Annotated in this window: 16 protein-coding genes; 6 read left to right on the top strand and 10 right to left on the bottom strand. The window is 64.8% G+C overall.

Annotated features, from left to right (window positions below):
* The 3 genes from O7B34_RS15780 to O7B34_RS15770 are packed head-to-tail and all read right to left on the bottom strand — an operon-like array spanning position 1 to position 2,739.
* A complete protein-coding gene (locus O7B34_RS15780; RefSeq protein WP_337146910.1) occupies positions 1 to 915 on the bottom strand; it encodes an SDR family oxidoreductase in 915 nt (304 codons plus the stop codon).
* A complete protein-coding gene (gene queG / locus O7B34_RS15775) occupies positions 912 to 2,066 on the bottom strand; it encodes a tRNA epoxyqueuosine(34) reductase QueG (protein ID WP_337146908.1) in 1,155 nt (384 codons plus the stop codon). The genes O7B34_RS15780 and queG overlap by 4 nt, the downstream gene beginning before the upstream one ends.
* Positions 2,047 to 2,739, bottom strand: a complete 693-nt coding sequence (locus O7B34_RS15770; RefSeq protein WP_015314714.1) for a glutathione S-transferase family protein — start codon at positions 2,737 to 2,739, stop codon at positions 2,047 to 2,049. The genes queG and O7B34_RS15770 overlap by 20 nt, the downstream gene beginning before the upstream one ends.
* A 321-nt stretch (positions 2,740 to 3,060) precedes the next feature.
* Between O7B34_RS15770 and O7B34_RS15765 the strand changes: the two genes are divergently transcribed.
* Positions 3,061 to 3,867: an undecaprenyl-diphosphate phosphatase gene (locus tag O7B34_RS15765; RefSeq protein WP_337146906.1), complete on the top strand. Its 807-nt coding sequence runs from the start codon at positions 3,061 to 3,063 to the stop codon at positions 3,865 to 3,867.
* A gap of 88 nt (positions 3,868 to 3,955) precedes the next feature.
* Here the strand turns inward: O7B34_RS15765 and O7B34_RS15760 are convergent, their stop codons facing one another.
* Positions 3,956 to 4,333, bottom strand: a complete 378-nt coding sequence (locus tag O7B34_RS15760) for a YraN family protein (RefSeq protein ID WP_015314716.1) — start codon at positions 4,331 to 4,333, stop codon at positions 3,956 to 3,958.
* An 84-nt stretch (positions 4,334 to 4,417) separates the two neighbouring features.
* Positions 4,418 to 5,314, bottom strand: a complete 897-nt coding sequence (gene rsmI / locus O7B34_RS15755; RefSeq protein WP_337146904.1) for a 16S rRNA (cytidine(1402)-2'-O)-methyltransferase — start codon at positions 5,312 to 5,314, stop codon at positions 4,418 to 4,420.
* Positions 5,315 to 5,482: 168 nt separating this feature from the next.
* Between rsmI and O7B34_RS15750 the strand changes: the two genes are divergently transcribed.
* Together O7B34_RS15750 and O7B34_RS15745 are read left to right on the top strand one after the other, a co-directional pair.
* The gene (locus O7B34_RS15750; RefSeq protein WP_027142552.1) at positions 5,483 to 5,668 is read left to right on the top strand and encodes a hypothetical protein; all 186 of its coding nucleotides are present in this window, start codon (positions 5,483 to 5,485) and stop codon (positions 5,666 to 5,668) included.
* Between the two features lie 7 nt (positions 5,669 to 5,675).
* On the top strand, positions 5,676 to 5,864 hold the full coding sequence (locus O7B34_RS15745) for a hypothetical protein (protein WP_027142553.1): 189 nt from the start codon (positions 5,676 to 5,678) through the stop codon (positions 5,862 to 5,864).
* 46 nt (positions 5,865 to 5,910) lie between these two features.
* Here O7B34_RS15745 and O7B34_RS15740 read toward each other — a convergent pair whose 3' ends face one another.
* The 5 genes from O7B34_RS15740 to rph all read right to left on the bottom strand — a co-directional run bounded on the left by O7B34_RS15740 (position 5,911) and on the right by rph (position 9,400).
* Positions 5,911 to 6,234: a low molecular weight protein tyrosine phosphatase family protein gene (locus O7B34_RS15740; RefSeq protein ID WP_337146903.1), complete on the bottom strand. Its 324-nt coding sequence runs from the start codon at positions 6,232 to 6,234 to the stop codon at positions 5,911 to 5,913.
* 4 nt (positions 6,235 to 6,238) lie between these two features.
* On the bottom strand, positions 6,239 to 7,417 hold the full coding sequence (hemW, locus tag O7B34_RS15735; RefSeq protein WP_337146902.1) for a radical SAM family heme chaperone HemW: 1,179 nt from the start codon (positions 7,415 to 7,417) through the stop codon (positions 6,239 to 6,241).
* Positions 7,414 to 8,091, bottom strand: a complete 678-nt coding sequence (gene rdgB, locus O7B34_RS15730) for an RdgB/HAM1 family non-canonical purine NTP pyrophosphatase (protein ID WP_027142556.1) — start codon at positions 8,089 to 8,091, stop codon at positions 7,414 to 7,416. Before rdgB ends, hemW begins: the two co-directional genes overlap by 4 nt.
* The gene (locus O7B34_RS15725) at positions 8,091 to 8,501 is read right to left on the bottom strand and encodes a VOC family protein (protein WP_337146900.1); all 411 of its coding nucleotides are present in this window, start codon (positions 8,499 to 8,501) and stop codon (positions 8,091 to 8,093) included. The genes rdgB and O7B34_RS15725 overlap by 1 nt, the downstream gene beginning before the upstream one ends.
* A 182-nt stretch (positions 8,502 to 8,683) precedes the next feature.
* On the bottom strand, positions 8,684 to 9,400 hold the full coding sequence (rph, locus tag O7B34_RS15720; RefSeq protein ID WP_027142558.1) for a ribonuclease PH: 717 nt from the start codon (positions 9,398 to 9,400) through the stop codon (positions 8,684 to 8,686).
* Positions 9,401 to 9,602: 202 nt separating this feature from the next.
* Here rph and hrcA point away from each other — a divergent pair, with 202 nt between their 5' ends.
* From hrcA to O7B34_RS15705, 3 genes are all read left to right on the top strand, one after another.
* Entirely contained in the window at positions 9,603 to 10,685 is a 1,083-nt protein-coding gene (gene hrcA / locus O7B34_RS15715; RefSeq protein ID WP_027142559.1) for a heat-inducible transcriptional repressor HrcA, read from the top strand.
* A gap of 140 nt (positions 10,686 to 10,825) precedes the next feature.
* Complete coding sequence (locus tag O7B34_RS15710) at positions 10,826 to 11,023, top strand: hypothetical protein (protein ID WP_015314792.1); 198 nt, start codon at positions 10,826 to 10,828, stop codon at positions 11,021 to 11,023.
* 83 nt (positions 11,024 to 11,106) lie between these two features.
* Positions 11,107 to 12,453, top strand: coding sequence for a PQQ-dependent sugar dehydrogenase (locus tag O7B34_RS15705; RefSeq protein WP_337146898.1), 1,347 nt, complete (start codon positions 11,107 to 11,109; stop codon positions 12,451 to 12,453).
* The last annotated feature ends 93 nt before the right edge of the window (positions 12,454 to 12,546 follow it).

Raw genomic sequence — 12,546 nt, 5'->3', positions numbered from 1 at the left:
TCATCCTGACCCCTTCGCGGCCTTCATCGGGCTGCGCGGCGCGCCGTCGCGCCAGTCGCCGCTTGCCCACATATAGTCGAAGGCGGCGCGATAGTCGGGAAAGCGAAACCGATAGCCCGCCGCCTTGATCGCCGCATTGGCTACCCGCTTGTTCTCGCCATAGAAGGACCGCGCCATGGGCGAAAGTTGGGCGGTCTCGAAGGGAATTTCAGGCGGCGGTGCGACACCCATCAGCGAAGCGGCATAAGCGACGACATCCTGCGGCGGCGCCGGCTCGTCGTCGGTGACGTTGAAGATGCCGCCCGTATTGCCGCCGATCAGATGCCAGAGCGCACCCGATATGTCGTCGCAATGGATGCGGTTGAAGACCTGGTCCGGCTTGACCAGCCGCCTGGCCGTGCCGTTTTCCAGATTGACCAGCGCGTTGCGGCCCGGACCGTAAATGCCCGACAGTCGCAGGATCGCCACCGGCCGGTCGATTTCCCGGCCGAGCTTCTGCCAGGCCTGCTCGGCCTCGACCCGCATCGTCGAGCGCTTCGAAACCGGCCGGCACGCGGCCGTTTCATCGACCCAGGCACCGCCATGATCGCCATAGACCCCGACGGTCGAGAGATAGCCGATCCATTTCAGGTCAGGCATCCCTGCGATCGCCTCGCGGGCGGCAGTCAGCACGGGATCGCCGGCTTCCTCCGGGGCGACGGAAATCACCAGATGGGTGGTTTTCTCGAGCGCTTCGCCGATTTCGCCCGTCAACTTGCCGTCGAACAGCAGCGGGGCGATGCCGGCTTGGCGCAACGCTTCGATTTTTTCCTCGGAGCGTGTCGTGCCGAAGATCGGGGCGGCTCCCCTGTTGGCGCGGCCAAAGGCCTTGCCCGAATAGCCGGCGCCGAAGATGAAGATCCGCTTTTCGTTCATGCATGCGTCCTGTTTGGCCGCGCCAGGCGCCATTCCTCGCGGACGGCGCCATCGCTCTCGCTCTTCAGGCCGTTCGCGGCCCGTTCGGCATATTCGGTTTCCGGCACCAGCCGCGCCAGCGCCCATATTGCCGCGCCCCGCACCAGCGGCGAGGCGTCGCCGAGCAGGTCCCGAACGCTATCGGCAAGCGCGGCCTCGCCGGAATTGCCGGCGGCGATCAGCACGTTGCGGACAAAGCGGTCGCGGCCGATGCGTTTGATCGGCGAGCCGGAAAAGAAGGCGCGGAAGGCAGCATCGTCGAGGGCCAAAAGGTCGGCGAGTTCAGGTTCGCGCAAATCGTCGCGCGCGGCGAGCTTGGCCTCGGACGCGGCGCTTGCGAATTTGTTCCACGGACAAGCGGCTAGGCAGTCGTCGCAGCCATAGATGCGGTTGCCGATCGCCTCGCGGAATTCATGCGGGATCGGCCCCTTGTTCTCGATGGTGAGATAGGAGATGCAGCGCCGCGCATCGAGCCGATAAGGCGCGGGGAAGGCGTCGGTCGGGCAGGCGTCGAGGCAGGCGCGGCAGGAGCCGCAATGGTCGATCTCGGCGCTGTCCGGCACCAGCTCGGCCGTGGTGAAAATGGTGCCGAGGAACAGCCAGGAGCCGTGCTCGCGGCTGACCAGGTTGGTGTGCTTGCCTTGCCAGCCCAGGCCCGCTGCTTCCGCCAGCGGTTTTTCCATGACGGGCGCCGTGTCGACGAACACTTTGACGTCGCCGCCGGCCCGCGCGACGATCTTGCCGGCGATTTCCTTCAGCCGGCCCTTCATCACCTCGTGATAGTCGCGGTTTTTCGCGTAGACCGAGATCGCGCCGCGGTCGCGCCGGGCCAGCACGTCGCGCGGATCATGGTCAGGCCCATAATTCATCGCCAGCACGACGATCGAGCGGACGTCGGGCCACAGCGTGGAAGGCTCGCTACGGCGCGCAATCGTTTCGGCGATCCAGTCCATGGAGCCGTGAAAGCCGTCGGCGACGAATTCGGCCAGGCGCGCTGGCGCCAGCGGGATTGCATTTGGGGTGGTGACGGCGACGGCGTCGAAGCCGGCGCGCCGCGCCTCCGCGTCGATCAGCGCACGCAGTTTTGCCGGGTCAGAAGTCGAGATCCGCATAGTGCGATACCGGCGACAGGCCGCGCACGCGGTCGGTCAGGAGCGGCCGGAACGAAGGCCGCGATTTCACCCGCGTGTACCATTCGCGAGCGGCGGGGTGTTCGCGCCAGTCGATCTCGCCGAGATAGTCGAGCACCGACAGCGTCGCGGCGGCCGCCAGATCGGCATAGGTGACCCTGCCGCCGGCCAGCCAGTGACGGGTGCCGGCCAGCCAGTTGGTGTATTTCATGTGCTGGCGGATGTTGGCGCGCGCGGCGCGGATGGCGCCCGAATCGGGCGAGCCGCCGCCCGCCGTTTCCGGCATCACCGGCTTCAACACGCGCTCGCGCACCAGATGGCGCGTCACTTCGCTTTCGGCCTTGTTGAGATACCAGTCGATCAGCCGGCGGATTTCGGCGCGCTGCATCGGGTCCTCGGCGAACAGCCGCTTGTCGCGCTTGAGCACACCGCGTGTCTCGTCGAGATATTCCGAGATCACCGTCGCACCGATGATCGGCACGTCTCCCTCGGCCAGCAGGATCGGCAGCGTGCCGGCCGGATTCAGCGCCAGAAACTCCTTGCGCCGCGTCCACGGCTTTTCCTCGATCAGCGCCAGCTCCTCGCCATACTCGCCAAAGGCGAGGCGGACGAAGCGGCAGGTTGCGAACATGGGATGGTGGAAAAGCGTCAGCATGGTTCCGCGATGATAAAGCGCACTAATGTGGTTTGGATTTGAAGTTCCTGCCCCTCAATGGCATCCGCGTTCAGGAACTTCAAATCCAAACCACATTAGAACTCAAAGTTGACAGTGTGGCTCAGAATCCGGAATTCGCGCATCGCGCTCGTCCCGGGTGTGGCGAATTCCGGATTGCCACACTGGCGAATCGCAGGGCGCACCGGTAAGTCTTGGCCGCCCGGTTAGCGGGCCGTCAGGGGTGTTGCGACCTATAGGGGGACTTCGGCGCCATGACAAGCAAGCCATTCTGTTAGCCGTCACGCCAACGCCGAGGTAGAAATGGAAAGCCAGACCATCGTCGAAGCCCTGCTGCTTGGCCTGCTGGAAGGGTTGACCGAATTCATACCGGTGTCCTCGACAGGCCATATCCTGCTGGCTGGCCATTTCCTCGGCTTCCAGTCGACCGGCAAGGCCTTCGAGATTCTGATCCAGCTCGGCGCCATCCTGGCGATCCTCAGCGTCTATTTCCGGCGCCTGTGGCAGATGCTGCTCGACCTGCCGCATGACCGGCTGACGCGGCATTTCGTCATCGGCATCCTCATCGCCTTCCTGCCCGCCGCGATCATCGGCGCGCTGGCGCACGACTTCATCAAAACGGTGCTGTTCGAATCGCCAAGGCTGATCTGCATCATGCTGATCATCGGCGGCGTGGTGCTGCTGGTCGTCGACCGCATGAATCTCAAGCCGGTCTATCGCGACGTCGAGCGCTTTCCGACCAGGCTTTACCTGCAGATCGGGCTTTTCCAGTGCCTGTCGCTGATCCCCGGCACATCTCGCTCGGGTTCGACCATCGTCGGCGCGCTGCTCCTGGGTGTCGACAAGCGGGCGGCGGCGGAATTTTCCTTCTTCCTCGCCATTCCGACCATGGTCGGCGCGTTCGCCTTCGACCTGTTCAAGAACCGCAACGTGCTGACCTCGGCCGACCTGCCGATCATCGCCGTCGGCTTCGTCGCCGCCTTCGTCACGGCGCTGTTCGTGGTGCGCTTCCTGCTCGACTACGTCTCGCGCAACGGCTATTCGCTGTTCGGCTGGTGGCGGCTGGTGGTGGGTGTTGTCGGGTTGATGACGTTGATGATCTGGGGGTGAGGAGCGGTCCGCACCTCCGCGCCTTCGTCATCCACGGGTCTCCGCGACGTCGCTCCGCCCGTGGATGACGAAGCATGTTTTGCCGCTCTCAACTCCTCCCATAAAACGCATTCGGGACATGCACGGGCCAGCGCCAGGGCAGCACGGCGACCATGTCGAAGCGCATCGACAGCCTGCCATAGTCCGGCTGGCGCGACAGCCAGATGTCGGCCGCACCCTCGATGCGGCGCTCCGATTCGTGGCCGATCGCTTCCATGGCTTCGATCAGCGTGCGGCGCGCCTTGACCTCGACGAACAGCACCAGGTCGCCGCGGCGCGCGATCAGGTCGATCTCGCCAAAGCGCGTGCGGTGGCGGCGGGCCAGGATCCGGTAGCCTTTCAGCATCAGCGCGGCAGCCGCCAGCCATTCGCCGCGATGGCCGCGCCGGTAGGCCTTTTGGCGGCTGGCGCTCGGGCGCTCAGCCACCGCCGGCTCCGGAACTTTGCTCGACCATGGCCCCTGGACAAACGAAACCGTTTGTCCGAGAAAACCGGCTTCCACTTTTCGGGATCATGGTCTGTCCTTGAGCTCGAGCAGCCGCCGATACAGCGCCTGCTTCTGGCCGCCGGTCATTTTAGCGGCTTCCGCCGCCGCCTTGGACGCCGGCATTTCGGCGGCGAGCGACAAAAGCAGGCGATCAATGTCTTCGGGTTCGTCGGCCCTGGTCTCGGCGGGGCCGATGCAGACGACGATCTCGCCTTTCGGCGTATCGGCCGCCGCATAATGGTCGGCCAGCGCTTGTAGCGTGCCGGTGCGCATTTCCTCGAAAGTCTTGGTCAATTCCCGGCCGATGGCGGCTTTGCGTTCGCCGCCCAGCGCCTCGACCATGGCGCCGAGCGACTCGGGCAGCCGGCGCGGCGATTCGAAGAAGATCAGCGTCGCCGGCACCGCCTTCAGTGCCTCCAGCCGTGACAGCCGCTGGCCAACCTTGACCGGCAAAAAGCCGGCGAACAGGAAGGCATCGGATGGCAGGCCCGACGCCGTCAGCGCGGCAAGCGGCGCCGACGGGCCGGGGATCGGCACGACGCGAATGCCCTGGTCGAGCGCCTCGCCGACCAGCCTGTAGCCGGGATCGGAGACCAGCGGCGTGCCGGCATCCGAAATCAGCGCCACGCTCTGGCCGGCTTCAAGTGCCGCGATCAGCTTCGGCCCGGCCTCACCGGCATTGTGTTCGTGATAGGCGGTGGTGCGGCGGCGAATGCCGTAGCGGTCGAGCAGCACGCGCGACACACGCGTGTCCTCGCAGGCGACGATGTCGGCGGCGGCCAGTGTCTCCAGCGCGCGCAGCGTGATGTCGGCGAGGTTGCCGATCGGCGTCGCCACCAGATAGAGCGCCGGATCGAGCGGACGAGCCGCGATCTCGGCCTGCCCGACCACATAGCTGCGCTTGCCCGTCTCGCCAGTCACCAATGCCGTCTCCATTCAGGCCTGTTTGGCCTGCCAAATCTTGTTTGGCATGGCTGGCGCCGGCTTGCAAAACTCGCACTGATGTAAGGCAATCGCCATTCCTTCGCCACAGTAGGGAACGAAACCGGGTTTGGCAGATTTAGCCCCTGATTCCCAAGGGAGGACAGGATGGACAGCCTGACGATACAGGACGCTTTCGAGCCTTACTATGCCGGCCGCAGCCGGAGTGCCGCACGCCAGGACAAACGGCTGCCAGCCCGGAACGACACCAGCCTGACCAAGCAGGCCGCGAGTGCCTTGCCAACAGACGTCAGGCTTTCCGACAACAAACCCGACAGCACGACGGAGCACTGACCGGACGATGCCCAATCGCTTCGATATCTTCATCACCCGTCTTGAAACGAAAACCGCCCGCAACGGCGTACCGCAATCTCCGATAGGCGACCAGCACCGTGGCCGCCGCGACAAAGACGGCGCCAAGCCGGTCCGGAGCGGCGAGACGCATGCAGAGAAGGAGCGCGGAAAGCACCGCCACAAACACGACGCCTGATCTGGCTCAGATCGGCAAGGCGGAGGGGCGAACGCCGGCCAGGCGCTCAGTCCAGATATCGTGAAACGCGCGCTTTCAGAAGCGCTATCAGCTCCGGGTCCATGAATTCGTAGTCGTCCGGGATGTCGAGGCAGATCACCTTGGCCGCCTTCAGGCTGGCCTTGAATTGCTTCTGCAGTTTCGTCCGGTGGGTTTTCTCCATGACAAAGATGATGTCGGCCCAGGCGACAAGTTCGTGCGTCAGCGGAGTGTCGGCATCGTGATTTGTGCCGGCAGACGCGACTTCGATGTCGCGCCGCGTGGAAAACACCTGCTCGGCGGTAGGGCTGCGCAAGCGGTTCTGGCTGCAGACGAAGAGGACGTTTTTCAAGGGTTTAGCGCGCTAGGTCCGCCACCACGGCGTCGAGCACGATCATGCCGGCCGGCGTGGCGCGCAGCCGCGCATTGCCGATCGGCGCCACCAGCCCCTCGCCCTGCAGCACCGACAGCCGCGCGCTCGATAGGCCGCGTCCGGAAAACGCCTCGTAGCGGGAGAGGTCAATGCCTTCGGCGAGCCTGAGCCCCATCAAAAGAAACTCGTCGGCCTCTTCGGAGCGCGTCAGGAGTTCGCCGCCGGTGATGCCATGGCCCTTGGCCTCGACCAGATTGGCCCAGGTCTCCGGCATTCTCTCGGCAATCGTCACCACGCGATGGCCGTTCTCGACGAAGCGGCCATGCGCGCCTGGACCGACGCCGACATATTCGCCGTAGCGCCAGTAGGTCAGATTGTGCCGGCTCTCGGCGCCCGGCCTGGCGTGGTTGGAAATCTCGTAGGCCGGCAGGCCGTGCGCCGATGTGATTTCCTGCGTCAACGCGTAGAGATCGGCGGCGTGATCGTTGTCGGGAATGACGAATTTCTTCGCCGCGTGCAGCGCATGGAAGGGCGTGCCTTCCTCGATGGTCAGCTGATAGAGCGACAGATGGTCGGCGGCATGGCCGATCGCCTGTTCGAGTTCCGCCTGCCAATCTTCCGGCGTCTGCCCGGGGCGCGCATAGATCAGGTCGAAGGACAGGCGCGGAAAGATTTCGCGCGCGAGCCCGATGGCGTGCAAGGCTTCCTCGACATTGTGCAGCCTGCCGAGAAAGCGCAAATCCTTGTCGTTCAGCGCCTGCACGCCGAGCGAGACGCGATTGACCCCCGCCGCCCGGTAGCCACGGAAACGCTCCGCCTCGACCGAGGACGGGTTGGCCTCGAGCGTCACCTCGATGCCATCAGGCACCGCCCAGTTCCTGGCCACCGCGTCCAGAACCCTGGCCACCGTTTCCGGCTTCATCAGCGACGGCGTGCCGCCGCCGAGAAAAATGCTGGTTACGTCGCGCGGTCCAGTGCGCTGGCGCATCGTCGCCAACTCGGCCTCGAAGGCGGCGGCAAAGCGCTCCTGGTCGACCGGCTGGTGGCGGACATGGCTGTTGAAGTCGCAATAGGGGCACTTGGCCGCGCAGAACGGCCAATGCACGTAGACGCCGAAGCCGGGACTGCGGTCGAGCGCCATGGTGGTTGCGGGTCCGATCATGCGGAGCCAAGCCTGACCGAATCAAGCCGAGCTTGGGCGAATTTCTGGAAGGCGCGGGCGCGGTGCGACAGCGCCGTCGCCTGGCCTGGCTTCCAGCCGTGCTTTTCCTCGGCACTCATCTCGCCGAAGGTTTTGTCGAAGCCATTGGGCAAGAACACCGGATCGTAGCCGAAGCCGAGCTCGCCGCGCGGCGGCCAGACCAGCGTGCCCTCGGCCTCGCCGCGATAGTATTCGGCCTCGCCGTCGGGAAAGGCGAGGCAGATGACGGCGACGAAGCGGCCCGTGCGCCGTTCGGGCGTGGCGGCGCCGACTTCCTGTAACGCGACTTCGGTGCGCTGCATGGCCATGGCGAAATCGCGCGATCCCTCCGGCGTCTCGGCCCAGTTGGCGGTATAGACGCCGGGCGCGCCGTCGAGCGCGTCGACGCAGAGGCCGGAATCGTCCGACAGCGCCGGCAGGCCGGTCGCCTTTGCGGCGGCGAAGGCCTTGATGTAGGCGTTCTCCTCGAAAGTGGTACCGGTTTCGTCCGGTTCGGGCAGGCCATACTCCTTGGCCGACTTCGCCTCGAAGCCGAATGGACCCATCAGGTCGGCGAATTCGCGCAGCTTGCCGGCGTTGTGGCTGGCAACGACGATCTTCTTGCCATCTAGCGTATGGAGGTTTGGTGAATGCATCAAAGGCCCCAGATTCTTGGCTCGGCGAACTCGATCGAATTGCCCGAGGGGTCGCGTATATAGATCGAACGGCCACCTTGCGGCCATTCGAATTCGCTTTCGATGGCGATTTTCTTCGCCTGAAGATGTGTTCTCCAGCCGTCGATTTCAGCGGCGCTGGCGGCAAAGCACAGATGACCCTCGCCGACCGCGCCATGCGGCGGCACTTTCAGCTTCGCGTCCGGTGCGGGCGGAATTTTGGTCGCCTCGGCGTTGAAGACGAGCAGGACGCCCGGGCCGCAGCGGAAGAAAAGGTGGCGGCCGTCGACCTTGCCGAGCAGGATGAGGCCGAGGACGTCGGTGTAGAAGTGCTCAGCGGCATTGAGATCGGTGACGTAGAGGGCGGATTCCAGGATGGCGGAGGGAGTCACGAGGTGCCCCCCTCTGCCCTGCCGGGCATCTCCCCCTCAAGGGGGGAGATTGGCAATTTCGATGTTGTCGCACACCCAGCAACGCTGAAAACCAGCGAAGGCCGAGACCGTATCCGATCTCCCCCCTTGAGGGGGAGATGGCCGGCAGGCCAGAGGGGGGCGTTCAAGCTCGGCATTAAACCCTACGCCACCGCCATCTGCTGCAGGCTGACCAGCCGGGAAATGCCCTTCTTGGCCAGGCCCATAAGCGTCGCGAACTGGTCCTCGGAGAAAGGTTCGCCCTCGGCGGTGCCCTGGATCTCGACGATGCCACCCTTGCCGGTCATGACGAAATTGGCGTCGGTGCCGGCCGAGGAATCCTCGACATAATCGAGGTCGATGACCGGCTGGCCGTCATGGATGCCGCAGGAAATCGCCGCGACATGGTCTTTCAGCACTTTCGAAACGCTGGCCATCTGCCGGGCTTCCATCCAGCGCAGGCAATCATAGAGCGCCACCCAGCCGCCGGTGATCGAAGCGGTGCGGGTGCCGCCGTCGGCCTGGATGACATCGCAGTCGACGGTGATCTGCTGTTCACCCAGCGCCTGCAGGTCGACCACGGCGCGCAAGGAGCGGCCGATCAGGCGCTGAATCTCCAGCGTGCGGCCGCCCTGCTTGCCGGCGGAGGCCTCGCGGCGCATGCGCTCGCCGGTCGAGCGCGGCAGCATGCCGTATTCCGCCGTGACCCAGCCCTTGCCGGAATTGCGCATCCAGCCCGGCACCTTTTCCTCGAGGCTCGCGGTGCACAAGACGTGCGTGTCGCCGAACTTCACCAGGCAGGAGCCTTCGGCGTGTTTGGAGACGCCGCGCTCGAAGGAGATGGCGCGCATTTCGTCGAATTGGCGTTTGGAGGGGCGCATTCGGCCTGCTTTCTTGTCAGTTTCTTGAAATCGTGGCCGGCTTTTAGACGCAAGGGGGGCAGCGCGCAAAGGAAAACGGACCGGGCGATCTGACACAGACACCCGGGAGATCTAACACAGACACCCGGGGCGATCCGACACAGACACCGGTTGCGCGCGGCCCACCGAAGTCTATATCCTTGAACCGGAGGTTTTTGGCCAAATGACCAAGCCAGTCGATCCCGCGTCGCAGTCGCCCGCGCTTCAATCGCTCGACATGCGCTCGCGCGACATCTTCCGGCGCATCGTCGATTCCTACCTGAGGGACGGCGAGCCCGTGGGCTCGCGCAGCCTGTCGCGCATCCTGCCGTCCTCGCTGTCACCGGCTACCATCCGCAACGTGATGAGCGACCTCGAACATCTCGGGCTGATCTACGCGCCGCATATTTCGGCCGGCCGTCTGCCGACGCAGGCTGGCCTGCGTTTCTTCGTCGATGCCTTCATGGAGCTTGGCGATCTCTCCGACGAGGAGCGCCGTGCCATCGAGGCGCAGGTGCGGGCCTCCGGCTCGGGCGCGACGCTGGAGCACATGCTGACCGAGGCCAGCCAGATGCTGTCGGGCATGTCGCGCGGCGCCGGCCTGGTGCTGGCCGCCAAGAACGAGGTGGCGCTGAAGCACATCGAGTTCATCCAGCTCGAGCCGACCAAGGCGCTTGCCGTGCTGGTGTCGCAGAATGGCGACGTCGAGAACCGCGTCGTCGAGCTGCCCGCCGGCATCACCGTCTCGCAGCTGCACGAAGCCTCGAATTTCCTCAACGCGCATATTCGCGGCCGCACGCTGGCCGAGGCGCGCACCGAGATCGCGCGCATCAAGGAAGAGACGAGGGCGGCGCTCGACACGCTGTCGCAGGACCTCGTCGAGAAGGGACTGGCGGTGTGGGCGGGCGCCGAAAGCGGCCTGCCGGCCCGGCTCATCGTGCGCGGCCGCGCCAATCTGCTCGAAAACGTCACCGCCCAGGCCGACATCGAATTGCTGCGCCACCTGTTCGAGGACATGGAGACGCAGGATGGATTGATCCAGTTGCTCGACCTTGCCGAGGAGGGATCGGGCGTCCGCATCTTCATCGGCTCGGAAAACAAGCTGTTCTCGCTGTCGGGTTCGTCGCTGGTGGTGGCGCCCTATCGCGACAAGGACGCCCGCGTCGTCGGCGCGCTCGGCGTCATCGGCCCGACCCGGCTCAACTATGCCCGCATCGTGCCGATGGTTGATTATACGGCGCAGCTGATTTCCCGTATGCTGCGCTAAGGCATCGATATTCAGGTGATGCCGGCCTGCAAACGGCTGACATCTGCGCTTCCGGTGCCACCGTTTTCGACTCGGCCTGACCCGAATCTCGACACACCTTTGGTGTGACACCGAAGGACCGGCTGCAAAGGAGAAAAAGAATGGCGCTGGAATCATTCAAGGCCCAGATCAGCCTGCTGCTCGAAGAAATGGTCAACCAGCCGGAGGACCAGCACGAAATTCAGGAACAGCTGCGCGAAAAACTGCGGGAAATGCGCGCCATGGGCCTGCCGTTGCCGGCCGATCTCGTGGAACTGGAAAAACGCCTGGACGACGATTTCTACGCTGCCGGGACCTGATCCCGGAAGTTTGCTCACCGTGCGTGACGGAACCCACGGACAAGCCGATCGTTAATTTCCTTCACGACCGAGTGGAGGAAGTGATGCGATTGGCCGGACTGGCGATGTCGGCACTGTTTCTCACGACCGCGGCTCTCGCCCAGCAGGCCGACCAGCCCGTGCTCAAAGGCCCGGCGGCCTTCGGCGACTGGCGCGCGGACAAGCCCGGCGTGCGCCGGCTGATCAAGCCGGAAGACCTGCCGAGGCCCTATGTCACCAAATCCGCCTCGAACGGCGCCGGCCTGACGGAGAGGCCGCAAGGCGCCAAGCCACAACTGCCGCCCGGCTTTTCGGCGGAACTCGTTGCGTCCGGCATCGACAATCCGCGTGTCGTGCGTGTCGCGCCGAACGGCGACCTGTTCGTCGCCGACAGCGAAGCCAACCAGGTCCGTGTCTATCGGCTGACGAACGGAAGCGCGAAAGCCGCGGAGAAAAGCATCTTCGCCGGCGGCCTCAACCAGCCCTATGGCATCGCCTTCTATCCACCCGGCAATGACCCGCAATGGGTCTATGTCGCCAACAGCGACAGCATCGTGCGCTTTGCCTACCGCAATGGCGATCTGAAGGCCTCGGGCGAACCGCAAACCATTGTCGACAACATCCCCTCGAGCCACCACTGGACCCGCGACATCGCCTTTTCGCCCGACGGCAAGACACTTTACCTCTCCGTCGGCTCCGGCTCGAATATCGCCGAGGACATGGGCAAAAGACCCAGAGGCGGGCTCGACGCCTGGGTCAAGTCGAAGCCGCTCGGCGCCAGTTGGGGTTCCGAGGCGGGCCGGGCCGAGGTGCGGGCTTTCGACCCCGACGGCGGGAATGGACGCATCGTCGCCACCGGGCTGCGCAATTGTTCGGGCATGACCGTGCAGCCGGCGACCGGCGCGCTGTGGTGCGTCGTCAACGAGCGCGACGCACTTGGCGACAATACGCCGGCCGAATACGCGACGACGGTCAGGGAAGGTGCCTTCTATGGCTGGCCCTGGTATTACATCGGCAACAATGAGGACCCGCGCCACAAGGGCGAACGTCCTGACCTCGCCGGCAAGACTGATATTCCCGACGTGCTGATGCACGCGCATTCGGCGCCGCTCAACATCGCTTTCTACGATGGCAAAAGCTTTCCGGTGGAATATCAAGGCGATGCCTTCGTGGCCCTGCATGGCTCGTGGAACCGCGGCAACAGGACCGGCTACAAGGTGGTGCGGCTCAAGTTCAAGGACGGCAAGCCGACCGGCGAATATGAGGATTTCATGACCGGCTTCGTCGTTTCCAATGGCGAGGTCTGGGGCCGGCCGGTTGGCGTGGCAGTGGCCAAGGACGGATCGCTTGTCGTGACCGAGGACGGCAGCGGCACGATCTGGCGCGTGACTTACGGTGACGGCCGGTCCTGATCCCTTGCGAACCGGACATTGCTGCCTGGTGCAAGCGAATCCCGCGCTCAGGGCGTTCTCCCGGAGGCCGCCTCGTGCGACAAGGGCGTGACC

This window comes from Mesorhizobium sp. Cs1299R1N3, assembly GCF_037179625.1.
GTDB classification, from domain to species: Bacteria; Pseudomonadota; Alphaproteobacteria; order Rhizobiales; family Rhizobiaceae; genus Mesorhizobium; species Mesorhizobium salmacidum.
The sequence above is the reverse complement of the archived record's forward strand: the minus strand, read 5'-3'. Positions and strand labels throughout refer to the sequence as shown.

Excerpts from the sequence above, each read along its gene's own strand:
- O7B34_RS15705 (WP_337146898.1), top strand. The coding sequence starts at position 11,107 with ATGCGATTGGCCGGACTGGCGATGTCGGCACTGTTTCTCACGACCGCG.
- O7B34_RS15750 (WP_027142552.1), top strand. The coding sequence starts at position 5,483 with ATGGACAGCCTGACGATACAGGACGCTTTCGAGCCTTACTATGCCGGC.
- O7B34_RS15710 (WP_015314792.1), top strand. The coding sequence starts at position 10,826 with ATGGCGCTGGAATCATTCAAGGCCCAGATCAGCCTGCTGCTCGAAGAA.
- queG (WP_337146908.1), bottom strand. The coding sequence starts at position 2,066 with ATGCGGATCTCGACTTCTGACCCGGCAAAACTGCGTGCGCTGATCGAC.
- rph (WP_027142558.1), bottom strand. The coding sequence starts at position 9,400 with ATGCGCCCCTCCAAACGCCAATTCGACGAAATGCGCGCCATCTCCTTC.
- O7B34_RS15780 (WP_337146910.1), bottom strand. The coding sequence starts at position 915 with ATGAACGAAAAGCGGATCTTCATCTTCGGCGCCGGCTATTCGGGCAAG.
- hemW (WP_337146902.1), bottom strand. The coding sequence starts at position 7,417 with ATGATCGGACCCGCAACCACCATGGCGCTCGACCGCAGTCCCGGCTTC.
- O7B34_RS15770 (WP_015314714.1), bottom strand. The coding sequence starts at position 2,739 with ATGCTGACGCTTTTCCACCATCCCATGTTCGCAACCTGCCGCTTCGTC.
- rdgB (WP_027142556.1), bottom strand. The coding sequence starts at position 8,091 with ATGCATTCACCAAACCTCCATACGCTAGATGGCAAGAAGATCGTCGTT.
- O7B34_RS15765 (WP_337146906.1), top strand. The coding sequence starts at position 3,061 with ATGGAAAGCCAGACCATCGTCGAAGCCCTGCTGCTTGGCCTGCTGGAA.
- hrcA (WP_027142559.1), top strand. The coding sequence starts at position 9,603 with ATGACCAAGCCAGTCGATCCCGCGTCGCAGTCGCCCGCGCTTCAATCG.
- O7B34_RS15745 (WP_027142553.1), top strand. The coding sequence starts at position 5,676 with ATGCCCAATCGCTTCGATATCTTCATCACCCGTCTTGAAACGAAAACC.